The sequence below is a fragment of the Clostridium psychrophilum genome, from assembly GCF_018861705.1.
Classification (GTDB): Bacteria; Bacillota; Clostridia; order Clostridiales; family Clostridiaceae; genus Clostridium_AD; species Clostridium_AD psychrophilum.
This window is the reverse complement of record NZ_JAHLEC010000001.1, coordinates 86,642-112,896: the sequence shown is the minus strand read 5'-3', so window position 1 is coordinate 112,896 and position 26,255 is coordinate 86,642. Positions and strand designations below refer to the sequence as shown.

Below are 26,255 nucleotides of genomic sequence, written 5' to 3'. Positions count from 1 at the left end.
TAACAATGAATGGGGATGACATTAATGATCAAATTATTTAGGTTTTTAAAGCCATATACAATGCAAATAATAGCAATACTTGTACTGATTTTTATTCAAGTAATTGCAAATTTATATTTACCAACTTTGATGGCTGATATAATTGATAAAGGTATAGTGCAAAAGGGGACACTTCAAACTATTTCATTTTTAGGGTTTAGTGGATTTTATAAAGGGATAGATTATATTCTTAGAACAGGTGGAATAATGCTAATAATTTCAGCCGGTGGTGTATTATGCTCAATAGTTGCTGCATTCTTTTCATCAAGAACTGCTGTGGCGTTTGGTAGAATTATTCGTAATAAATTGTTTGCAAAAGTTGAAGGATTTTCACTTCATGAATTTGATAAGGTTGGTACTGCTACCCTTATAACAAGAACAACAAATGATGTTACGCAAATTCAAACAGTAACCGTAATGATATTTTCTATTATGTTATTTGCACCACTCACTGCAATAGGCGGTGTTGTAATGGCTTTAAGGGAAGATGGCCCTCTAACTTGGATATTTGCAGTTGTAGTTCCTCTACTTGGAATTATTATTGCAATAACGCTTAAATTCGCTATGCCGTTATTTAAATTGATGCAAGTTAAAATAGATAAATTGAATCTTGTATTACGTGAATCACTTACTGGTATTAGGGTCATTCGTGCATTTAATCGAATTGATACTGAAAAGGCTAGGTTTGATGACGCTAACACTGATCTTATGAATAATGCAGTAACAGTAAACAAAATCATGGCGTTTTTATTGCCAATAATGATGTTAATTATGAATGTTACAACAGTTGCTATTATCTGGTTTGGTGCTAAAAGAATAGATACGGGCGGCATGCAAGTTGGTTCACTTATAGCATTTATACAATATGGAATGCAAATCTTATTCGGATTCTTAATGCTTGCAATGGTGTTTATAATGGTGCCAAGAGCTCAAGCTTCTGCAATAAGAATAAATGAAGTGTTAGAAATGAAAGCAGATATTATAGATCCAAAGGAAGCAATACTCGCTGATAAAGAGAGTGGATATGTTGAATTTAAGGATGTAACCTTTAGCTATCCTGGTGCAGATCAACCAGCTATTAGTAACATAACTTTTAGTGCAAAACCTGGTGAGACTACAGCAATTATTGGGGGTACAGGTTCCGGTAAGTCAACTCTTATTAACTTAATACCACGTTTTTATGATGTAGAAAGTGGATCTGTATTAGTTGATGGAGTAGATGTACGCGAAATGAGTCAAGAGGACCTTCGATCTAAGATAGGTTTTGTTCCTCAGAATACTGTACTCTTTACTGGAACAATTGCTGAAAATATTAAGTATGGTAAAGATAATGCTACTATAGAAGAAATAGAGCATGCAGCAAAAGTAGCTCAAGCTACGGACTTTATTAAAGGAATGGATAAAGGATATGATCATCCTATTGCTCAAGGAGGAACAAACGTTTCAGGAGGACAAAAACAACGTTTATCTATAGCCCGTGCTTTAGTTAGAAAACCTGAAATATATATTTTTGATGATAGTTTTTCAGCACTTGATTTTAAAACTGATGCAAAACTTAGGGCAGCACTTAAAAAAGAAATAAATAATGCTACAGTAATAATAATTGCTCAAAGAGTTGCAACAGTTATGGATGCAGATAGAATTATAGTAATAGATGATGGCGCCATTTGCGGCATGGGGACTCACAAGGAACTTTTAACTAGTTGTAAGATATATCATGAGATTGTATTGTCGCAGCTTTCAGAGGAGGAATTATCATGAGTGAAAAAAATAAGAAGAACAAACCAAGCGGCGGTATGGGTGGTGGGCCTATGGGATCCTTTGCTGGCCCAATAGTTAAAGCAAAAGACTTTAAAGGCACACTAAAAAGGCTTTTAGGTTATTTAAAACCTCAAAGAACTAATTTTATTCTTGTTTTTATATTTGCAATCATTAGTACTATTTTTACAATAGTAGGTCCTAAGATTTCAGGATGGGCAATAACTAGATTGGTTGAAGGTATAATAAATAAATACTCGATAATTCAACTGAATATAGCGCAAGGAAAAATAGCAACATTAATAAAGGCTAACCCAATGGCGGGGAAAAGTCCTAAAGTAATTGAAGGTCTTGCTAAAATTAAAGCAGAAACTGCAAAGATAATGAAAGTAAATAATGGCCAAATAGATTTCACATATATAGGAAATATTATTCTATTATTGCTTGGATTATATTTAGTAAGTACGCTTTTCGGATTTTTTCAACAATATATAATGGCTGGAGTAGCACAGAAAACTGTTTACAATATGCGTAAAGAAGTTGAAGATAAGTTATCACGGTTACCACTTAAATTCTTTGATTCAAGAACTCATGGGGAAATACTAAGTCGTGTAACAAACGATGTTGATAATATTTCGACAACACTTCAGCAAAGTCTTACCCAGCTTATTACATCCATTGTTACAATAATTGGTATTATTGTTATGATGCTTACAATAAGTCCATTAATGACTCTTGTTGTAATTTTAACATTACCATTATACGTTTTTGTTACGGCTTTTGTTGCAAAGCGATCTCAAAAGTTTTTCGCTGCTCAACAAAAAGAAATTGGAGCACTTAATGGCCATGTAGAGGAGATGTATACTGGACATAAAATTGTTAAATCTTATGGACATGAAAAAGATTCAATAGAACAATTTAAAAACATTAATGACAGATTATACGTTGCCGGTTGGAAAGCTCAGTTTATATCTGGGATAATAATGCCTATGATGAGGTTTGTTAGTAATATAGGTTATGTAGTAGTTTGTGTTGTCGGAGGATTTTTAGCAACTCAAGGTAGAATAACTATAGGTGATATTCAAGCATTTATCCAATACTCAAATCAGTTTACTCAACCAATAGTTCAAACTGCAAATATTGCAAATATTATACAATCAACTGTAGCATCAGCAGAGCGTATTTTTGAATTATTAGATGAAGTTGAACAAATTGAAGAAACTTCCAATAGTAAGGTAATTGCACTTCCTAAGGGAGAAGTTAAATTTGAACATGTTGATTTCAGTTACAGTGCAGAGAAATCACTTATTAAAGATATGAATATCGATGTAAAGAGGGGCCATACAATTGCAATAGTTGGACCAACAGGGGCTGGTAAAACTACACTTGTTAATTTACTTATGAGGTTCTATGAGATAGATGCAGGTAAGATATCAATAGATGGAGTTGACATAAGAGACATAAAACGTGGAGAATTACGTAGTATGTTTGGTATGGTACTTCAGGATACTTGGCTTTTTAATGGGACTATAATGGAAAACATTGCTTACGGGAAAAAAGGAGCAACTGATGAAGAAACTATGCAGGCAGCAAGGGCAGCTCATGCACATCATTTTATTAAAACTCTTCCTGATGGATATAACACAATACTAAATGAAGAAGCTTCTAATATATCTCAAGGCCAAAAGCAACTTCTCACAATAGCTAGGGCAATACTTGCAAATCCAATTATTATGATACTTGATGAAGCTACAAGCAGTGTTGATTCAAGAACAGAAGTTTATATACAAAGGGCAATGACTGAGCTTATGGAAAATAGAACAAGTTTTGTAATTGCACATAGACTTTCTACAATTAAGGATGCAGAGTTAATATTAGTTATGAACAAAGGAAGCATTATCGAGATGGGCAGTCATAATGAGCTTCTTGCTCAGAATGGATTCTATGCAGATCTTTATAATAGCCAGTTTGCTGGAGCAAATTTAGATAACGAAGTAATGTAATAAAAGGTACTGTAGAAATAATTCTGCAGTACTTTTTTATAATATATTCATCTTGACGATATTTACAGTACATGCTATTATAATCATTAGTGCAAATAATTTTTAATAGGATTGTGACTGATAATTCAAGCAAGACCAAGGTTAATGTGAGACTTACTTATTTAGGGCATATAAGTGGTTGATTTCAATTTGGTTTTTTTATTTTATAATAAAATTAATATTAAAAAATTATTGATTAAATGCATTTACAATTGTATAAAATATAGCTATTTTAAAGTGGTGTTAATAATGAAAATAAAAAAAATATTAAACAATAATGCGGCAACTGTTATTAATGAAGATAATAAGGAAGTTGTTGTTATGGGCCTTGGGCTCGCTTTTAAAAAAAAGTCTGGTGATAAGCTTGAGGAAGAAAAAATTGAAAGAACATTTACTTTAGAGAATAAAGAGGTATCTGAAAAATTAAATAAGTTAATTAGTGAAATTCCTTCAAAATATGTTAAGATTTCAGAACAAATAATAATCTATGCAGAACAAAATTTACACAAAAAGTTAAATGAAAATATATATTTAACATTAACAGATCATATTAGTTTTGCAATGACTAGGCAGAAACAAGGTCTAGATATAAAAAATCCTATGCTTTGGGAAATAAAAAAATTTTATAAACAAGAGTATGAGATTGGACTTACTGCACTTAACATAATAAAAGAGAATTTTGGAGTAACGCTGCTTATTGATGAGGCAGCATCTATTGCATTGCATATTGTTAATGCAGAACTAAATCAAGATATGCCAAGAGCTGTTAACATGACAAAGATTATTCAAGAAATTCTGAATATAATTAGATATAATTTTGAAATAAACTTTGATGAAGATTCCCTAAGCTATCATAGGTTAGTAACTCATTTAAAATTTTTTGCCCAACGAATGTTAACGGAAACCACATCTACAGGTGATGATGATTATTTATATGACATAGTAATTGACAAGTATAAAGATTCATATAAATGTGTAGAAAAAATTAAAGCTCACTTAAAAAAAGTGTATAACGCTACAATGTCAAAAGAAGAAATGACATATTTGACAATACATATAAACCGGGTTGTTAATCGAGACATACTTAAATAAGATTTTAATACATAGTAAAATTAATAATGAGGATTGTGACTGAGATTCAGGCAAGACCTAAAAGGTTTACTAAAGACTTTATTGAATATCATTAACTTTTAAAAAACTAAAAGTATGATGATTAATTGAAGTGTTTAGTTAGCAGTTTAGGCTTTTTGTTTTTTTGAAAAAATAAATTTAATTAAGGAGTGACTAAATTGGATTATAATAACTTAGCAAAACAAATTCTTAAACTGGTTGGGGGAGAGGAAAACATATCAAGTGTTGTTCATTGTGCTACAAGATTAAGATTTAAATTAAGAGATAATAAAAAAGCAAACAAGATAGAACTTAAGAAATTGAATGGTGTTTTAAGTGTAGTTGAAAGTGGAGGAGAATTTCAAGTTGTTATTGGTAGTGATGTGTCTTATGTTTTTAATGAACTGAAGAAAATGAAAGATACCGGGATGAAATCTGATTCAGACGTGACAAAAAAGGAATCAGTTGCGTCAAAAATTTTTGGTGTTATATCAGGAAGTTTTTCACCATTAATACCAGCACTTGCGGGATCAGGTATGTTAAAAGCATTGCTTACTGTTCTTACATTGACAGGTTTGTTGTCAACACATAGTGGAACTTATAGTATTTTGTCTGCAGCTGGAAATGCTGTGTTCTACTTCTTGCCAATATTTCTTGGCATCACTTGTGCTATTAAGTTAGAAGCGAATCCATATGTAGGAGGGGTAATTGGGGCAGCTCTTTTAGAACCTAATTTGACAGCACTTCTTGCCTTGGGTAAAACAACAACATTTGTTGGAATACCAGTAGTATTAATGAATTATTCATCTTCTGTGTTTCCAATTTTTATATCAGTTTGCATTTTTGCAGTGTTTGAAAGACTACTTAAGAAAATTATCCACAAGGATGTACAAATGTTTTTAGTCCCTATGTTATCTTTGATGGTTATGGTGCCTTTAACTGTAATAGCATTTGGACCTTTTGGAGTTTATGCTGGACGTGCCATTGGAGCAGGAGTTACCTTCTTGAGTGATAGAAGTGGTATATTAACAGGAGCCTTTATGGGAGCTGCTTGGACATTCCTAACTGTGTTTGGCCTCCATTGGTCTTTGGTACCTATTATTTTATCGAATATTGCATCTGGTGGTGATCCAATTTATGCAATGGCTGCGGCTGCTGTTTTTGCTCAAATGGGATTGGCTTTTGGCATTTTTATAAAAACAAAAGACAAAGAATTAAAAACACTTGCAGGAGCTACTTTACTACCAGCGTTACTTTCTGGAGTAACAGAACCTATAATTTATGGCTTACTATTACGTTTTAAGCGTACTATTCCATATGTTGCTATTGCTGGAGCTATTGGTGGAGCAGTTAGTGGAGTGTTTGGAGTACAAGAAAAGGTTTTTGCTTTTCCTAGTGCACTTGCAACACCAGCTTTTTCACCAATGTTAATGTATGTAATTGCAATGATGATTTCATTTGCTATCGCAACGCTTTTCACCGTATTTTTGGGATATGAAAGCAAAAGTAAATCAAATGAATCAAGTGAAGTAAGTGAAGCAAGTGAATCAAGTGAATCAAGTGAAGTAATCAAAGACAAAAACGATAAAAGTGATTCGTTACTTTTAAAGAAAGAAATTATTGCTAGCCCATTAACTGGAGAAGTTAAGGCGTTATCATCTGTGAATGATCCTGTTTTTTCAACAGAAGCAATGGGAAAAGGAATTGCTATTGAGCCTGCAATTGGTGAGGTGGTATCACCAGTAAACGGTATTGTTAAGGCAATATTCCCAACAAAACATGCTGTTGGAATTATATCTGATGGAGGCGTAGAAATATTAATCCATATTGGAATAAATACAGTCCAATTAGATGGCAAATACTTCACGAAAATGGTTGAGCAGGGAGCTAAGGTCAAGCAAGGTGACTTATTAATTAAATTTGATATAGAGAAAATAAAAGAAGCAGGATACCAAGTTATAACTCCTGTTATTATAACAAACACTGATAATTATGTAGATATTTTGGCAAGTAACACAAAAGAAATTAAAAAGGGAGAAACACTATTAACTATTGTATAGTTATGGGATAATTTTAAATATAAAGTACAAGTAAGGAAAATAAAAATAGAAGGAGGAACTAAAGATGCAAAGTGATTTAGAAAGATTCCCAAAAGGATTCTTATGGGGGGGAGCAGTTGCTGCTAACCAATGTGAAGGAGCATATAATGAGGATGGCAAGGGTTTATCAACACAAGACATAGCACCAAGAGGCATTGTCGGGGCTATTACAAAAGGGCCAACAAAAGATAATCTAAAATTAATAGGCATTGATTTTTATCATAGATATAAAGAAGATATTAAATTATTTGCTGAAATGGGATTTAAAACATTTAGAACATCTATTGCATGGTCTAGAATTTTTCCTAATGGTGATGATGCCAAACCTAATGAAAAGGGATTGCAATTTTATGATGATTTATTTGATGAATGTTTAAAATATGGAATGGAGCCACTTGTAACAATTTCTCATTATGAGACTCCGCTTGCTTTATCTAAAAATTACGATGGTTGGGTAAATCGAAAACTTATAGGATTTTTTGAAAATTATTGCAGGACAATTTTTGATAGATATAAACATAAAGTTAAGTATTGGCTTACATTCAATGAAATTAATTCAGTACTTCATCAACCGTACATGAGCGGGGGTATATTTACTGATAAAGAAAAATTAACAAAGCAAGATTTATATCAAGCAATTCATCATGAATTAGTAGCGAGTTCAATGGCTGTTAAAATTGGTCATGAAATGATGCCGGGTGCAAAAATTGGATGCATGATTCTTGGAGTGCCCAATTATCCATTAACACCAAATCCTAATGATGTAATTGAAGCAATGAAGCAGGATAGAGAAAACTTGTACTTTGCAGATGTACATGTAAGGGGAGTATATCCTAAGTATATGGATAGATATTTTAAAGACAATAATATTAAAATTAATATGCAACCTGGAGATTCTGAAATTCTCAAAAACACGGTAGATTTTGTTTCATTTAGCTACTATATGAGTTCTTGTGCATCAACAGATCCAACTAAAGAAAAGGGAGCAAGTGGAAACCTAATTGCAGGAGTTCCAAATCCATATCTAGAATCTTCAGAGTGGGGATGGCAAATAGATCCAATAGGATTACGATACCTTCTCAATCTTTATTATGATCGTTACCAAAAACCATTATTTATTGTTGAGAATGGTTTAGGTGCTGTTGATGAACTAATAACAGATAAAAATGGAAATAAAACTGTAAATGATGATTATAGAATTAAATATTTAAACGATCATTTGGTTCAGGTAGCAAAAGCGATAGATGATGGAGTAGAAGTAATGGGGTATACGTCTTGGGGATGTATTGATCTTGTTAGTGCATCGACTGCTGAATTTAAAAAACGTTATGGTTTCATATATGTAGACCGTAATAATGATGGAACAGGAAGCCTAAAAAGATATAAGAAAAAGAGTTTTAATTGGTATAAAGAAGTAATAAGAACAAATGGGAAAAGCTTAGTATAATTAGTGAATTCAAAGCCACGTTGAAGTAATTTCAACGTGGCTTTGATTTGTTTTAATATTCATAAAATAATTGAAATTTACGGGTAACTATGCGTGTAGTTTATTTCTGTGAGGTTTTGTGTTTTTATTATTAAGAACTTTAATATTATGAAATGGAAAACGTTTTAGACCTCTTAATGCATAAATCCTATTAGGAGAATTGTACCCAATAGCTAAAAATGGGATTTCGTTTTCTAGTGCTATTGTTATGCCTTCACTTTCTCCCGTTTTGTGGATATAATAAGTAGTTATTATTGAACCTTTATAATCTAGCACCGTAATTTTATTATTTGTATATAAATAAATGTTTTTGCCATCAGTTTCTAATCCTTGTGGGGTACCTTTTGTAGATATATTAAAAGTATTTATAACATGCATGTTGGCTAGATTTATGATAGTAAATGTTGGATTGCCATTATCGCCACGATTTATAACAGTATGCAATATTAAATAGTCATGCACATTATCAATAGCAAGTAAGGCTGATGTTCCCAAACTATTATAGTTTAAAGTACTTAGTATTGAACTTTTAGTATAATCAACAACATAAACACGTGCTAAATTATGGCCGCCACCATTCGCGATATAAATATTATTTGTTTTAGTCCTATATCCCAGATCAGCACAATGCCCTACAACCATTGATTTTGTTTCGAAAATCTCTTCCCCGAACCTATCATATTTAACTATTTTTCCATGTCCATTACCTACATCAAAACCACAATAAAAATGGTTTTTAAAAAATGTAATCCCTTGAAAATTATGCTTATCTTTTATATTAAATAGTGAATTATCAGAACTTTTATTTGTAGGGTGGGTATATTTAATCAACTCTAATTTTTTTGATTTATTATTTAAAGATTTTTTTTGATTTATTGCAACAAAAGGTCGCACTGTTAATTCACTTGTTGAGTTTAATGTTTCTAGTGGTTTATTAAAATGTTTTACTACAATAAGAAACAAAGCTACTATAATTAAACAAAAATACACTTTGAAACATTTCAATTAACAACACCACCCTTTTGGTTAGGTTTTGTTGAATAATATTAAATTATACAGCTATTTAATATTATATGTTTAATGAACTATAAGTTTAATGAATCTTAAAAATTTGTTATATATTGACACTTAATTAATAAGAAATAATACAATGTAAATAGTGCAAAATATGTTGAATATTTAAATAATTTGACGAGAAAAAAATGAAAAAAGATAAAGGAAATCGATATAAATTGTAGAATTTAATTTAATTAAGAATAGTTTTGTTAACATATAAGAAGGAAAAGTAGGTATGATTTATTTTTATCATACTTAAGGGGGGGACAAGATGATTGTTAAAAACAAAAAAACTATTTTATTTGCTATTATAGCATTTGGTTTATTAATAACGGTCACCTTAGTATTATTTGTATTACATAAAAATAACAAAGCAAATAAAAATACTACAGTTGTGATAAAAAATACATTGGGTTATATAAGTAAGACGGATAAAAATTATTTTTATGTTTTAGAAAAAGGTACGTGGAATAAAATGTTTATAAAAGGGGTCAATATTGGAGCTGGAAAACCAGGTGCGTTCCCTGGAGATGTTGCTATTACTTACGATGAATATTATAGATGGTTTGGTTACATATCTCAAATGAATGCAAATACAATTAGAGTTTATACTGTGCAAAGACCTCAATTTTATAATGCTTTATATGATTTTAATAAAAAAGCTGAGAAAAGTGGTAAAAAGCCTATTTATATGATTCATGGAGTTTGGGTTAATGAAAATGATATAACAACAATTAATGATGCTTATGGTAATAATGATAAGATATTAAAGGATGTAATTACGTCAGGTAAAGAGACTGTTGATATATTGCATGGAAATTGTTATTTACCAGTTAGAAAAGGTTATGCTGATGGTACTTACACATCAGATGTTTCAAAGTATGTTATTGGATGGATTTTGGGTATAGAATGGGATCCATCCTTCGTAGTAAGTACAAATGAAAATAATCCTAAACGCAATAATTATAATGGTAAATATCTCTACACAAAGGATGCATCACCTTTTGAGACTTTTCTATGTAATATGGGAGACAAGATTATAGACTATGAAATGACAAAATATAAAATGCAAAGACCAGTTGCTTTCTCAAACTGGGTAACAACTGACCCATTAAAACATCCGAATGAACCATATAAAAACGAGGATATTGTTTCAGTAAATGTAGAACATGTTAAAGGGCATAATAGCTTAAAGGTTGGTATGTTTGCATCTTATCACGTATACCCTTATTATCCAGATTCATTTAGTTTTCAGACTAATTATGTTAAATTCAAAGGCACTGATGGAAAACCAAATCCTTATTTAGCTTATTTAGAGGAGATTAATAAATTTCATTCCATGCCTGTTTTAATATCAGAATTTGGCATCCCAGCTTCAAGGGGAAAGGCACATGAAAACAAAGTAACAGGGTTTAATCAGGGATTTATAGATGAGAAAACTCAAGGCAATATGTTACTAAAAATGATGAATGATATGCACTTTGGAGGCCTTGCTGGTGGATTAGCTTTTTCGTGGCAGGATGAATGGTTTAAAAGAACTTGGAACAACAATGATCTTGATTTACCGGATTCTCGTCCATTTTGGCTTAATGCACAGACAAATGAACAGCATTTTGGTCTTTTGGCACTAGAACCTGGCAATCAGAAAAGCATCTGTTATATTGATGGTGCTTTTAATGATTGGGCAAAAGATAAACCACTGGTTTCAAGCGGTAACATTAAAATGGATGTAAAGAGTGACGAAGGATATGTTTATTTAATGATAGATGCTAAAAATTACGACTTTAATAAAGATACATTATTGATACCAATAGACACAATAAATGGACAGGGAAATAAAAGCTTTTCAAAGTACAAGACAACTTTTAGTAACAATGCAGACTTCGTAATTAAAATCCATGGAAAAAATGATTCGCATGTGCTTGTAGATACATACTATGATAATTATTATTTCAGATATGGCGTTCTAACAAATTTAATTAAAACAGAGCCATCATTTGAGATTAAAAATACTGGAATATTTAACTATATTAGGCTTAACACCAATAAAGAATTTGTTGTGCCAAAGTTAAATACTGTTATTCCTTTTACTGGTTATGAGACTGGATTACTTAAATATGGTAATGCAAACCCAAATGATGTAGATTTTAATTCTCTTAGTGATTTTAACTATAATAATGGAAAACTTGAAATAAGAATCCCATGGCAGCTGCTTAATGTTATGGATCCATCAGGGAAATATGTAATTGATGATATGTATGCTCAGGGAAAAATATCACCATTAAAGGTGGACGGGTTCAGATTTGGAGTGGAGAATATGAAAAATGGTGCCTCCCAGGATTTAATAATGAAAGAATATGATTGGAAGACATGGGAGACACCAACATTTCATGAAAGGTTAAAACCTTCATATTACATTTTACAAAAGGGATTACAAAAATTAAATTAGAGCTTTTGAAGCAAAATCATCTCCTGCGGAGCTGTAACATCTCTGAAAGAGATGCAATAACGACCTCAGAAGGAGATTTGAAATTTCATTGAAGTTTTATTTTTGCTATGGTAGTTAACTCCAACTTATAGAAATGGGAGACTTTCCTTCTGAAATGTCGTTAAATAATAAATAGGGAATGAGGAATAAATAATGGGGAAAAAACCTATTAAAATTAAAACTTTAATTTTTGCATTAGTATTATTGGCATTAGTGACACCTTTTATATTATGGAAAGTTATGCCTAGAAAGAGTCTTCAAATAGTTGTATTAAATAAAACTTTTCCAATTATGACATCAGTGAAGGATAAGATAACTGAACTAGATTACAGTAAGCATCGTGGATTATTCTGGCTTATGGATCAACTTGGTATAAAGAATCCTAATACTAATAAATTATACGATGTAGCTCGTGACTATTATGGAAATTTTATATCTTCTGGAAAACTAAAGGAATTACCTTTGAATAAATTAACAAAAGTACCAGACGTAATTTATATAGCTGATACCTATGGCACAGATAACTCCAAGATTAATGGCAAAGAGCCAAAAAGAATTTCAGGACTTACTAAGGATGAAGTTGGCTTAATTGCAACGGCGCAGGCGAAAGGAACAACTGTTATTGGAGAGTACAATATTGCACAAAATCCTACAAAGGCAAGTGTGGCAAGTGAACTTTCCGATATATTTGGCGTTAATTTTACAGGGTGGGCGGGTAAGTTTTTTTCTGACTTATCGTCTAAAGAGGACGTTCCAAATTGGATTAGAACAATATATGAGGCACAATTTGGAAGAAAGTGGAATATGACTGGCGCAGGTATAGTAATAGCAGGAAACAATAGAATTATAATTCTTAAACGTGGAAAAGATTTTAAAGGAAACTCCATAAATTTATCTACGGACAGAGCGAAGGAATTTAATACAAAAGTTATCGATTATTATAATTGGTTTGAAATTGTAAAACCAAAAGATGATAAATCAGTTATTGCTTGGTATGACATAAATTTGACAACTGACGGAATAAAACAAATGAAACTATTTGGATTAGGGGATAAATTTGCTGCAATTATCATGAATAAATCTAGTATTAAAAAATCATATTACTTTGCCGGCGATTTTTGTGACTACCGTGAAACTGCAAAAGCATATTCTTTTTTAGGAGCAGCGAATTTATATAAAATGTTCAGCATTAGTAGTGAGGGTGATAGTTCATATTTTTATTGGAATTTTTATGTTCCATTTATGTCAAAGGTGTTAAAAGAAATTAAACCGTTAGATAAAAACATCGTTTTTAAGTCTAATGCAGGAATTACTAAAGAAGGTACGAGGCTTGTGTCAAAGGTTTCTTCTAAGTATCTTTCTGTTTACCAAAATGGAATATGGAAGAGAATGTATGTCAAAGGAGTGGATATAGGTACTTCATTGCCAGGTTTTGCTAAAGGAAGTTTCCCAAGCGATAACATAATATATACGCAGTGGCTTCAAAAGATAGGAAAGATGAATGTTAACTGCATAAGAGTGTATACAATTATGCCTTGTGGTTTTTATCGTGTACTTGATATTTATAATTCTCTTAATCCAAATAAAAAATTATTTTTACTCCAAAATATATCGGTAAAGGATCAAAAGGAGAATGAAAATTTTCTAAGTAAAAATTATAGAAAAGCTTATCAAAAGGCAACTGAGGATACTATTAACGCCATTCATGGAAATACATCGATTAAAATAAATGATGGTCAGGATTACGATTTATACATTAATGATGTTTCAGGGTATGTACTTGGATATTTAGTAGATCCAGGACTAAACACAACTAATGTGTTAGCAACTAATAAAGCAAATCCTCTATATAAATATAATGGAGTTAATGTTTCATCTGGAATAAATGCGACGACCACAGAGTCGTGGCTCGCATCGGTTAGTGATGAAATATATCAATATGAGCAAAAAAAATATAATATGCAGCATCCTGTTGCAATTACTAGCATTCCAGAACTTGATACCCTTCACCATGATAAATCAGGAACTAATGGCGATGATGATGTAACATGCGTTGATATTAATAATGTTGATATTTCTAGTAAGGTTAAGTGTGGATTCTTTGGTGCATACAACATTTTCCCAGATCATCCAGGGTTTATGACTGGTGAAGACGACGATTTAAAACCTAGATATGCTGGGTACAAAGAATATATGGATAGTTTTATAAAAACTCAAAAAAAATATCCTGTATTAGTTAGCGAATTTGGTATTCCTACAAGTATGGGAGCAAATCAGATAGGGGGGCTTGAATACCCTAATGGTAAAAATGGTGAGGTTATACAAGGACAAGGAATTGCTTCTATGATGAATATAATAAAAGACAGCGGTTGTATGGGTGGTCTTGTTTATGAATGGGCTGATGAATGGGGGAGGAGCGGACCTACTACATCATCTTTAATGATACCGTATGAGCGAAGTAATTTATGGCATAACATGATTGAACCTGCTCAGAATTATGGAATTTTAGCTCTAGAGTCACCAGTTCCAAAAGATTATCCCACATCGATGCAGGCAGCAAAACCTTTACAATCAATAGCGTATACAGCAGATGAATCTTATTTGTATATAAAATCAAGTTTTAACAAATTACCTGATTTTAATAAGAAAAGTTTAATGATTTATTTGAATACTATAGATAAAAGGAAGGGAGAACATATGCTAACACCTTATATAAATGAAAATTGGTCAGGTGTTGAGTATGAAATTAACATGCAAAATAAAAATAAGGCGGATCTATTGGTAATACCAACTTATAATTTAAGCAAAGGATCTTATTATACGAGCGTGTCCATATCTGGTGTATTTGAAAAGATGACTAGGCAGATTTCAATAGCTAATAAAACCAAGTCAGGTAAAGTTATCGCGGCAAAATATGAAGATCAATCCATTTTAGTACCAGGAAATTTTGATGATAACATTAACAATTTTTATTTTGAGGGTAATACGTTGTATATAAGAATTCCATGGGCACAATTAAATGTTACAGACCCATCTAGTCTATTAGTATTAGATGACAAGAAAAATAAAGCAGTAGTTAATAATGCGATAGATAAGTTAGTAGTGAGAGTAACTGAGGGTATAGTAGGGTCTGTTATTATTAAAGATAAAATAACAAAAAATGTAGATTATCATTTCCCAAAAAATATTTCTGATTCAGGGAATAGAACATTTACGTGGAGTACTTGGGAGAAGCCAAATTACGTTTCACGTAATAAAAAAAGTTATGATATTATAAAAACATTATTTGATCATTAATTTAAGAAATGCGTCATAAATAATGATTCCTAAGAAAAATATACATAGAAGGTGGAATGAATATGGATAAAACAGCATCATATTTATTGATTATTTCAGCAGGATTATTGATGTTTTATTTTGCATTAATTATTTATGTTTGGTTTTTTAGATACTTTAGTGATTCAACAACTAAGAAGGCAAAACAAGACTTAGAGGATATGTTCTCAACGCTTTTAAGTGTTATAAATAATAAAACAAATAACTTCCAAGGTATAAAAGAAGTTCAAAAAATTACATTGTTTGTTAAAGATAGGGGTTCAAGAAAAGAATCATTAATTAACATAATAATTAGTTATGGCGATGATTTTATTGAAAGCAATCATCAGTTATTAATGAAATTATGTGAAGTAACCGAAATTAAATCATACTTAATCGAGAGGCTAACTTCAAAAAGTTCTTTTAAAAAATCATTAGCTTGCCGTCAGTTGGGTGAATTAAAACTTGAAAATACAGAAAAATATGTTTTTAAACTTAGTTCTTGTAAAAATAATGATGTTAGATATAATGTATTGCTTTCACTTGCAAAACTTGGTGACTTAAAAGGATTAGTATATATATTAACAAAAAATTATGAAAGTGTACATTTATCTCACAGAGCTGTTATTGAGATAATTTCAGCTTTTAATGGTTCAAAAGAAAATTTGTTTCATAAAACTTTGCCACTTAGTGATGATTATATTAAAGGAGTTTTAATAAAGGCTGCTGCTGATTATAAAATTGAAGGATTGAGAGATTATTATGTTAAATATTTAAAAAGTGATGATAAAAATCTTAGAATAGCATGTATTAGAGCTTTGTGCGAACTTGAAAATTCGGACAATGAAGGTTACATAATAAACATGCTTGATGATAAAGAGTGGGAAGTTAGAGCAGCATCGGCCAAAAGTCTTGAAGAAATTGGAACATGTAAGAGCTTTGCAGCTCTTGCAAAAACTGCTGGAGATACAGAGTGGTGGGTAAGACATAATGCTGCATGCACTCTTATTTTACTTTATGGTGGAAAGAAATATGCATCTAAAATAATTAGTGGTAATGATAAATATGCCAAAGAAGCTATTGTTAGTGCAATAGAAATGGTATCTTAATGGGGTTTTAGTATAATACAAGGAGGTGCAAGTTATAAATGTTTATTCTTAGAATGTTTATTATATACTTTAGTTTGTTTTGCATTGCATATACAATTGCAATAAACATTTTTTATAATGGGCAGATGGTTATTTCTTTTTTAGATATATTAGGTTACATGAAAAAAATGAAAACGTCTGATTATAAAAGGTATAGTGAATCAAAAAATATGATTCCTATATCTATTATTGTACCTGCCTATAATGAAGAAAAGACAATTGTTGATAATATTAAATCTTTACTTGCATTAAACTACTTGGAATATGAAATTATAATCATTAATGATGGTTCAAAAGATTCCACAAAGGAAAAAATAATAAAAGAGTTTGATTTAAAGAAGGTAAATCAGCCTGTAAAAAAGAGCTTGAACACACAAGAAGTATTAGGCATTTATCGTAATACTAAATATGAAAATTTAATATTTGTAGATAAATTAAATGGAGATAAAGCCGACGCACTTAATGCTGGTATAAATGTATCGAAATATCCTATTTTTGCATCTATAGATGCGGATTCAATACTAGAAAAAGATTCACTCATAAAACTAACAATGTCATTTGTTGAAAAACCGGAAACAGTAGCGGTAGGTGGAATTATTAGAATTGTAAATGGTTCTATAATTAAAGATGGTGAACTTTTAAAAATGAATATTCCTAAAAGTAAAATTGCAATATTCCAGATAATTGAATATTTACGTGCTTTTCTCACTGGCCGTACAAGCCTTAGTAGATTGGATGCTATTCTAATTATTTCGGGTGCATTTGGAGCTTTTAATAAAAAAGCTGTTATTAATTGCGGGGGGTATAAGGTTAATATAATTGGTGAAGATATGGAGATAATTGCAAGACTCCACAAAACAATGAAAGATAAGAAGAAAAAATACAAAATACAATTTTTGTCGGAACCGATATGTTGGACTCAAGCGCCTGAATCATTTAAGGATTTAAGAACTCAACGTAGAAGATGGCAAATTGGGTTATTTGATACTTTATTAACCTATAAGTCTATGTTATTTAATCCTAAATATGGCACTATCGGTATGATATCGCTGCCTTATTATTGGCTGTTTGAATTATTTGGACCAGTTATTGAGTTCTTGGGGTATATATTTATACCTTTAGCATATCTTTTTGGACTATTGCATTTTAGTAGTTTTATAATATATCTTATTATTGCATTTTTACTTGGTTGTACGTTATCAATGGGTAGCATATTACTAGAGCAGGTATCATTTTGTAAGTATGCATCACTTAAGGATATTTTACTGCTTACATTATTTGCAGTACTCGAGAATTTAGGTTATAGGCAACTTACTATACTTTATCGCATTGAAGGAATTATAAAATTTAAAAAATTGCGTCATTCCTGGGGGACTATAGAAAGAAAAAAATTTGCTTCTAGCGATAATGACCACAATATGTAGTATAAATTTATTGAAGTTATAGTATAAAACATTTGAGGAAAATTGTTAAATATTTGAAAGAAATTTAAATAAAAGAAAAACTGTAGAAAAAATATTTCTACAGTTTTTTTAAAAACATTTTACTATTTATAGTTCCTAAATTATTTCAAAATAACATTATATTCTTTAAGCCAGGTATTAACTTGGATCAAGTAAGCGATAAGTTGAGGACCTGTCATAAGTTGACCATACCAAGGATTTTTATATGCATTACCACCTGAATCAACTATTTCTTGAACATGTTTTTGGTCTATGAGTTGTAATATTGGCGAAGACTTATCCTTTAGTATGCCATTCATTATTTTTTGAACAGCCATAGTATAGTTTGGATTATGAGTTTTTGGGTAAGGACTCTTTTTTCTCCAAAGTACATCGTCAGGAAGTAGTCCTGTAAGAGCTTCTCGCAAAACTCCTTTTTCACGTCCTTTATAATACTTCATAGCCATAGGTATATTATATGCGTATTCTACAAGTCTTTGGTCTGCAAAAGGTACTCTAACTTCAAGTCCACTTGCCATACTCATTCTATCTTTTCTTGTAAGCAAAGTTATCATGAACCATTTTATATTTAAATAGAATAATTCTCTCATCCTATGCTCTCTTGTGCTTTCACCTTCAAGTTTTGGAACATTACGAAGACTTTCATCATATTTTGCTTGAACATATTCTTCTAGTGGAAGATTTTTGAGATCAGGGGAGAGTATGCTTCTTCTATCACTTACAAATTTAGACCAAGGAAAAGTTGTAGCATTTATATCTTCTTCTCGTCTAAACCATGGGTAACCACCAAATAGTTCATCGGCACATTCACCTGAAAGTGCAACAGTAGAGTTTTTTCTTACCTCTTTGCAAAAGAGATATAATGATGAGTCTACGTCAGCCATACCTGGGAGATCGGTAGCAATAACAGCTTCTTTAAGGTATGATGCAAGTTCAGGTGTATCAATTAATATATCGTGATGATCAGATCCAATGTAATCTACCATTTTATATATCCAGTCAGCATCTGTGTTTGGTTGAAATACTGTAGGTTTAAAAAACTTTCTGTTATCAACATAATCTACAGAATAAGTATTTAAGTTAGGCATTTTATTTTTTTTGAAATAGGTAGAGGCTACTGCTGAAATTATACTTGAATCAAGACCACCAGATAAAAAGGTGCACACTGGAACATCAGCAATTAGTTGTCTTTCAATTGAATCTACAAGTAGGGAGCGTATATGCTCTGCAGTTGTAGACAAATTTTCATCATGAGTTTTGGCAGTAAGTTTCCAATATTCTTTTGTAATAAGTCCTTTTTTATTATAAATTGCGCTAAAAGATGGAGGCAATTCTTTTATGCCTTGAAATATACCACTACCGAGAGGTCTTGCGGGTCCAAAACCAAAAAGTTCAGTTAGACCTTGTTTGTCAACAATCGGGTCTACTAACGGATGAGCTAAGAGAGTTTTTATTTCTGAACCGAAAATTAATGAATTATTTTTAATAGTATAAAATAAAGGTTTAACCCCTAATGGATCTCTTGCTAAAAATAGTGATTGATGTGTTTCATTCCAAACTCCAAATGCATAAATACCATTTATATGTTTAACACATTCTTCACCCCAGAAAATATAGGCTACTAAAAGCACTTCAGTATCAGAATATGAAGTAAAACTAAATCCATTTGATTTTAATGTTTTTCGTACATCGTCTGTATTATATAATTCACCATTATAAACTATAGTATAGGTGTTATTTCCTATTTTTTTTGTCATAGGCTGTGCTCCACCTTCTGGGTCAACTACTACTAGACGTCTATGGCCTAAAATTGCATGTTTTGAAAAATGAAAACCACAGGCATCTGGTCCTCTTTGTTTCAAGGTATCTGTCATTTTAAAAAGAATTCTATCATCTTTTTCAATATTATCATACAAATTAATCCATCCTGCAATACCGCACATTTTATCATCTCCTAAAATTAAATAACATTGTCATATATATCTTATGTGGTTTAATTTAAAAAGTGCATAAATGTTTTTTTTATTAAACATACTTTAGCAAAAATTCATTTAATTAATACTTGTTATTATAAACATACTGTGATAGACTATGTATTAAATAAATAAGTAAACTACCTAGGGTAGAGGTGCTGTAACTAAGAGTACTTGTTCTGAGCAGGCATGCAAAGATGAATAAGAAAAGGAGTTATGGCCGAAGAAAATATATTTGGTAAAGTTATTTTCTGAGTTTGTATATAATATATGCAAAATTGTCACTGATTTTCAGTGGAGAGCTACAAGGTACACGAAGTTTGTATAAAAACATATATTTTATGCAGCAAGGGTGTTCCTTTGCTGCATTGTTTTTTTTTGGAGTTATCTAATTATATTTCAAAGGAAGATACTGAAGGTATCAGTAGGTTATTCAAAAATACATAAACGGTATAAATATTATTAGGAGTGATTTTATTATGGCAGTAGTTGTTCAAAAATATGGAGGTTCATCTGTAGGCACAACAGAGAAAATTAAAAGTATTGCACAATGCATTGTAAAGAGAAAAAATAAAAATACTGATTTAGTTATAGTAGTATCTGCTATGGGAGACACTACAGATGATTTATTAGCTCTTTCAAAAGGGATGGGAGAAGAGCCAGATAAAAGAGAACTAGATGTATTATTATCAACAGGAGAAATAATTTCTAGTGCACTTTTGGCCATGGCAATAAAAAGCCTTGGTTATGATGCGATAAGTTATACCGCATACCAAATTGGAATTCAGACTAGCGGACAATATGGTAAAGCATTAATTGAAGATATACATGGTAATAAAATTAAAAAAAGTTTAAATGAAGGAAAAATTGTTATAGTTGCTGGCTTTCAAGGAATAAATGGAGAAGGAGATATTACAACACTTGGTAGAGGTGGATCAGACACGACAGCTGTTGCACTAGCTGTAAAACTTAATGGTAGATGTGAGATATATACGGATGTTTCTGGAATATATAGTGTAGATCCTAGAGCGTATAGTGATGCTAAAAAATTAGATGAGATAGAATATGAAGAGATGCTTGAGCTCGCAAGTTTGGGGGCACAAATAATGCATTCAAGGTCAATAGAACTTGCTCAAAAATATAGTATACCTATATATGTTGGCCTAAGCAATAGTGATATTAAAGGAACTATAATCAGGGAGGTACAAAACATGAATATGGAAAGTAAACCAGTAACAGGTATTGCTACAAGTGATGATGATGTGGCAGTAACTCTTAAGAATATACCCAAAGATGTAAATATATTAGCTACTATTTTTGAAGCTATAGGAACTAAAAGAGTTAATATAGATATGATAAGCCAATCGTCACCAGTAGATGGAATGGTAAGTGTATCATTTACAATTCCTAAAGAAAATTTGAAGGATAGTTTGAAAATCATAAATAATTTAACAGTGGATACTAAAGTAATAGTTGATGAGGAGATAACTAAATTTTCAATGGTGGGACTTGGAATGAAGACAACTTCTGGAGTAGCGGCTAGAATGTTTAGGGTCTTTAGTAAAAATAATATCGAAATCAAGATGATTACTACATCTGAAATAAGGATTACTTGTGCTATTAAAACACAAGATAAATCAAAGGCTATTCAAGTTATCGCAAAGGAATTTAACTTATAAATAATAGAACTAAAGGAGGGAAATACATGAGATTATTTGGTAATATAAAAAATGACAATAACAAATTGAGTATTGCGGGTGTTAGTGCTCAGATTCTAGCTAAGGAATACGGTACCCCCCTATACATTATGGATGAACAACTTATAAGGGATAATTGTAGAAGGTTTTATAAATCTTTTAAATCCGAGGGGGAGCATAATAAGGTAGCTTATGCTGGAAAAGCATTTTTAACTATTGCTATGTGTGAGATTATAAAATACGAAGGGCTATATCTAGATGTAGTCTCAGGAGGAGAATTATATACTGCATATAAGGCTGGTTTCCCATTAGAGAAGATATATTTTCATGGTAATAATAAAACTATTGCTGAGATAAAAATGGCAATAGAACTTGGAGTAGGTACTTTTGTAGTAGATAATCTTCATGAAATAGAAATTATAAATGAAAATGCAAAGGAAAAAGGCATTATGCAAAGAGTTCTTCTTAGAGTAACTCCAGGCATAGAAGCTCATACCCATGATTATATAAAAACTGGACAAATTGATTCAAAGTTTGGATTTTCTATATTAAATAATGAATTAGAACAAGTAATAAGAACTGCATTAACGCTTTCAAATATAAAACTTGCAGGACTTCATTGTCATATAGGATCTCAAATTTTTGAATTAGAACCTTATAGAGATGCTGTACGCATAATGACAACTTTTATTAAACATATAAAAGAGAAGTTTAATTATGATATAGAAGAACTAGATTTAGGCGGAGGTTTTGGCGTATATTATGATTATGGTGATAAACCTAAGGAAATAGAGGATTTTTGCTCCGTAATACTTGAGGAGACTAAAGCTCGGTGCATAGAATATGGGATAAAACAGCCAATTCTTGTTATAGAACCTGGCAGATCAATTGTAGCTAATGCAGGTATAACATTATATACTGTAGGTGCTATAAAGGATATTCCAGACGTTAGAAAGTATGTGGCAGTTGATGGTGGAATGACAGATAATATAAGACCAGCATTGTACAATGCACAATATCAATGTGTACTTGCAAATAAAATAGATGGACCTTGCACGGAGATAGTAACAATTGCAGGTAAGTGTTGTGAAAGTGGAGATATATTACTCGAAGGTGTAAAACTTCCAAAGGTCAGTAGTGGAGATCTTATGGCGGTATTATCAACTGGTGCTTATGGATATTCAATGAGTAGTAATTATAATAAAATACCTAGGGCACCTGTAGTTCTAGTTAATGATGGTATTAGTAGAATTATATGTAAAAGACAAACTTATCAAGATATGATTAGTAATGAAGTATGCTTATAAAAAATAGATGTATCTAATTTCTCTTACATGCCTTGCGATAAGAGTTTGAAATATAAAATATGTAGATCAAGTTTAAGGAGTAGTAAGGATATTTACTATATTTATCATTGATTTATATGTTCCTTAGAGACACAAAACAATTTATTGTTTTGTGTCTCTAAGTTGTTTTATAAGTATTTTATTCCACAAGCTAAGGAGTTGTAAAACACAGTATGTAATAATCACGCTTACCTACTCATGTTTTTATCCCTTAATGCGCAAAAAAAGTATATGCTATGTGTAATGCATTGAAGCGAGCTTTAGAACTCCTATTTTATTTTTACTTAAGTTGCGTTAAGAAAAGCATATGTCTGAGCGATAGCGAGTTTATGTTTTTTAGCAGATTAAGTAAAAATAAATTTAGGAGTTCTTAGCAAGGTGAATGTATTAATCGTATTGAAATACGCGTAATATATACTTGACTATTGTACACCTATATAATCTCTATCAATTGTCATCACAGCATTGTAATTAGGATAGATTTTCTTTAGATCTATATTAATATTGTCTTCTAAGTGTGATTCGTCTTTTTCTGAAAAGTTGGGATCAAAATCAATTACAACATCAAAAATTAAATTTTTATATTCGCCTTCTCCTACAATTCTAAAGTCGTGAATTGATTTAATTATAGGAAAAGATTTTAATACATCTAAAAGTTCTAAACGAGAAGCTTTAACATCCTTATCAGTTGTATTTATGGGGTCCATATGAATTACTAAATACAAATTGAATTGATCAGAAATTTCTTTTTCAGCTTTGTCTATAATTTCATGAATTTTAACTATAGATATATCACAAGGAACTTCAGCGTGAATTGATCCCATACATCTGCCTGGTCCATAGTTATGAATAACTAAATCATGTGCTCCTGTAATATAGTCAAAGGATAATAATTTTGAACGGATTCCTTTAACGAGTTCCTTATCAGGCGCTTCACCAAGCAATGGATTGAAAGTTTTTTTAATTAGTGAATATCCAGCATATATTATAATAAGGGATACTAATATTCCGATGTAACCATCTAATGGAAAGTTAACCCAAATAGATAAAAGCAGTGATAGTGCAACGCAACTTGAACTAATTACATCGCTAAATGCATCAGTAGAAGAAGCTTTTAGGGCGGAGGAGTTTATTGCCTTGCCCATAATGCTATTAAATTTACTAATCCAAATCTTAATGCCTATAGAAGCTAAAATTAATAAAAATGGTATAAGACTAAAAATTACATTAGATGGATGAATAATTTTATTAAAGGAAGTTTTAATAAATTCAAAACCAACTAAAATCACCATAAACGAGACTATTAGCCCAGAAATATATTCTAGTCTTCCATGACCAAAAGGATGTTCCTTGTCTGGTGGTTTACTTGCAAGTTTAAAGCCTAATATTGTAATAACGGATGATGCAACATCTGAGAGATTATTAAATGCATCGGCTATGATTGCTATGCTATTTGTTATTAACCCTACAATTAGTTTTGTACTAAAAAGAATTAAATTTAATATAATTCCAACTAAGCCACCAAAGTAACCATAGGAATCTCTTACTATTTTATTACTAGTATCTTTATAATTTTTTATGAATCTTGAAATTAAAAATTTTGATAACATATTCCACCTCTGATTATATAGTATAAATAAAAATATCGTTTTTAAACATATATTTCATAATTAATTATAGCATTTATTTAGAATATATAGAAATATTAACAATGAAATTTGTTATACTAACAAAGAGAATAAATAAATTGCTTATATGCTTAACATTTATTGGAGGAATATATATGAACGAAGAATTAGAATTTGCCCAAGATCTTATTGATTATATTTATGATAGCCCCACAGCTTATCATGCTGTAGCAAAAGCTAAAGAAGATTTATCCAAAAAAGGGTTTATAGAAATTAAAGAAGAAGAAAAGTGGAATCTTAAAAAAGGTGGAAAATATTTCAGTACAAAAAACGATTCTGCACTAATTGCTTTCGTTGTTGGAAAAGGTAAAATCGAAGAAAATGGTTTTAAAATTATTGGAGCACATACAGATTCCCCTAGTTTTAGAATTAAACCAAATCCAGAAATGGTAGTAGATGATATATATGTAAAATTAAATACAGAGGTTTATGGTGGACCTATAATAAACACATGGCTCGATAGGCCTCTTGCAATAGCAGGGAGAGTAACTTTAAGAAGTGAAAATATTCTATATCCAGAAACTAAACTAGTAAATATTAAAAGACCTATAATGATAATTCCTAATCTTGCTATCCATATGAATAGAGATGTAAATGCTGGTATTGAGCTTAATAAGCAAAAAGACACATTGCCATTACTTTCGATGGTGAGTGGAAAATTCGAAAAAAATAATTATTTGCTGAGTGGTATAGCAAAAGAATTGTCTGTAAATATTAAAGATATTATAGACTTTGATTTATTTCTTTATGAATATCAAAAGGGATTAATTATTGGATTAAACAATGAATTTATCTCAAGCTCAAGATTAGATGATTTAGCGATGGTACATGCGGGGATAAGAGCGCTTGTTAAAACACCTGCCGTAGAGGCAACTAACGTAATGGTTTGTTTTGATAATGAAGAAGTAGGAAGTTCAACAAAACAGGGCGCTGATTCTAATATGTTAGTTGATATTTTAGAGCGAATTACAATATCTTTAGGTAATAATCGCGAGGACTTTTTTAGGGCTATTGCTAAATCTTTTATAATATCTGCAGATAATGCACATGCACTTCATCCTAATAGTCCAGAAAAAAATGACCCAACTACTAAGCCTTACATGAACAAGGGTCCAGTTATAAAAATTAGTGCGAGTCAAAGTTATACAACTGATAGCAATTCTGATGGGGTTTACGAATTAATTTGTGAAAAAGCAGGTGTGCCGGTGCAAAAATTTGTAAATCGTTCTGATGCTAGGGGAGGTTCAACAATAGGGCCAATATCTTCAACTCATTTAAATATACGATCAGTAGACATTGGAAGTCCAACTTTAGCTATGCATTCTATAAGGGAATTAGGGGGAGTATTAGATCATAATTACGTTTTTAAATCTTTTGAAGAATTCTACAAAATTTAATAAAAATACAACTATGGTACATCGAAAGAAAAGCTCACAATATTTTTGTGAGCTTTTTGTTGTTTTTACTAATAATTAAACAGTTAGTTGGAGATAATAATTTTAGCTAGACCTAAAACTTTACAAATGTTTTTAACAAAAAGTGTTAAA

The 26,255-nt window shown here is 31.1% G+C and carries 15 protein-coding genes and 1 riboswitch; of the genes, 12 read left to right on the top strand and 3 right to left on the bottom strand.

Translation table 11 applies throughout. The features are described from left to right. Positions 1-24 precede the first annotated feature (24 nt). The 5 genes from KPL38_RS00540 (at position 25) to KPL38_RS00520 (ending at position 8,495) form a co-directional block, all read left to right on the top strand. Complete coding sequence (locus KPL38_RS00540; protein ID WP_216285479.1) at positions 25-1,800, top strand: ABC transporter ATP-binding protein; 1,776 nt, start codon at positions 25-27, stop codon at positions 1,798-1,800. Next, positions 1,797-3,800 carry an ABC transporter ATP-binding protein gene (locus KPL38_RS00535; RefSeq protein ID WP_216285477.1) on the top strand — a complete coding sequence of 668 codons (2,004 nt, stop codon included), beginning with the start codon at positions 1,797-1,799 and terminating at the stop codon, positions 3,798-3,800. Before KPL38_RS00540 ends, KPL38_RS00535 begins: the two co-directional genes overlap by 4 nt. 288 nt (positions 3,801-4,088) lie before the next feature. Further along, positions 4,089-4,931 carry a BglG family transcription antiterminator LicT gene (gene licT / locus KPL38_RS00530; protein ID WP_216285475.1) on the top strand — a complete coding sequence of 281 codons (843 nt, stop codon included), beginning with the start codon at positions 4,089-4,091 and terminating at the stop codon, positions 4,929-4,931. Between the two features lie 197 nt (positions 4,932-5,128). After that, positions 5,129-7,009 (top strand): beta-glucoside-specific PTS transporter subunit IIABC, encoded by a 1,881-nt coding sequence (locus KPL38_RS00525; protein ID WP_216285473.1) that lies wholly within the window; start codon positions 5,129-5,131, stop codon positions 7,007-7,009. A gap of 64 nt (positions 7,010-7,073) precedes the next feature. Then, the gene (locus tag KPL38_RS00520; protein ID WP_216285471.1) at positions 7,074-8,495 is read left to right on the top strand and encodes a glycoside hydrolase family 1 protein; all 1,422 of its coding nucleotides are present in this window, start codon (positions 7,074-7,076) and stop codon (positions 8,493-8,495) included. Between the two features lie 87 nt (positions 8,496-8,582). Here KPL38_RS00520 and KPL38_RS00515 read toward each other — a convergent pair whose 3' ends face one another. Next, on the bottom strand, positions 8,583-9,539 hold the full coding sequence (locus tag KPL38_RS00515; RefSeq protein WP_216285469.1) for a YncE family protein: 957 nt from the start codon (positions 9,537-9,539) through the stop codon (positions 8,583-8,585). 322 nt (positions 9,540-9,861) lie between these two features. On the opposite strand from KPL38_RS00515, the gene KPL38_RS00510 reads away from it, so the two are divergent. From KPL38_RS00510 to KPL38_RS00495, 4 genes are all read left to right on the top strand, one after another. Then, the gene (locus KPL38_RS00510; RefSeq protein ID WP_216285467.1) at positions 9,862-12,039 is read left to right on the top strand and encodes a family 2 glycosyl transferase; all 2,178 of its coding nucleotides are present in this window, start codon (positions 9,862-9,864) and stop codon (positions 12,037-12,039) included. A gap of 192 nt (positions 12,040-12,231) precedes the next feature. After that, positions 12,232-15,375, top strand: coding sequence for a hypothetical protein (locus KPL38_RS00505; protein WP_216285465.1), 3,144 nt, complete (start codon positions 12,232-12,234; stop codon positions 15,373-15,375). Positions 15,376-15,437: 62 nt separating this feature from the next. After that, positions 15,438-16,502, top strand: a complete 1,065-nt coding sequence (locus tag KPL38_RS00500) for a HEAT repeat domain-containing protein (RefSeq protein WP_216285463.1) — start codon at positions 15,438-15,440, stop codon at positions 16,500-16,502. A gap of 38 nt (positions 16,503-16,540) precedes the next feature. Then, positions 16,541-17,965: a glycosyltransferase family 2 protein gene (locus KPL38_RS00495; RefSeq protein ID WP_216285462.1), complete on the top strand. Its 1,425-nt coding sequence runs from the start codon at positions 16,541-16,543 to the stop codon at positions 17,963-17,965. Between the two features lie 140 nt (positions 17,966-18,105). Here the strand turns inward: KPL38_RS00495 and asnB are convergent, their stop codons facing one another. Continuing rightward, entirely contained in the window at positions 18,106-19,947 is a 1,842-nt protein-coding gene (gene asnB / locus KPL38_RS00490) for an asparagine synthase (glutamine-hydrolyzing) (protein WP_216285460.1), read from the bottom strand. Between the two features lie 172 nt (positions 19,948-20,119). Continuing rightward, a riboswitch (Lysine riboswitch) is annotated at positions 20,120-20,290 on the top strand. A gap of 166 nt (positions 20,291-20,456) precedes the next feature. Between asnB and KPL38_RS00485 the strand changes: the two genes are divergently transcribed. Then, the gene (locus KPL38_RS00485; protein WP_216285458.1) at positions 20,457-21,656 is read left to right on the top strand and encodes an aspartate kinase; all 1,200 of its coding nucleotides are present in this window, start codon (positions 20,457-20,459) and stop codon (positions 21,654-21,656) included. A 26-nt stretch (positions 21,657-21,682) separates the two neighbouring features. Next, positions 21,683-22,981 (top strand): diaminopimelate decarboxylase, encoded by a 1,299-nt coding sequence (gene lysA / locus KPL38_RS00480; protein WP_216285456.1) that lies wholly within the window; start codon positions 21,683-21,685, stop codon positions 22,979-22,981. A gap of 461 nt (positions 22,982-23,442) precedes the next feature. Here lysA and KPL38_RS00475 read toward each other — a convergent pair whose 3' ends face one another. Beyond that, complete coding sequence (locus KPL38_RS00475; protein ID WP_216285454.1) at positions 23,443-24,630, bottom strand: cation diffusion facilitator family transporter; 1,188 nt, start codon at positions 24,628-24,630, stop codon at positions 23,443-23,445. A gap of 173 nt (positions 24,631-24,803) precedes the next feature. Between KPL38_RS00475 and KPL38_RS00470 the strand changes: the two genes are divergently transcribed. Beyond that, a complete protein-coding gene (locus KPL38_RS00470; protein ID WP_216285452.1) occupies positions 24,804-26,105 on the top strand; it encodes a M18 family aminopeptidase in 1,302 nt (433 codons plus the stop codon). Positions 26,106-26,255 lie beyond the last annotated feature (150 nt).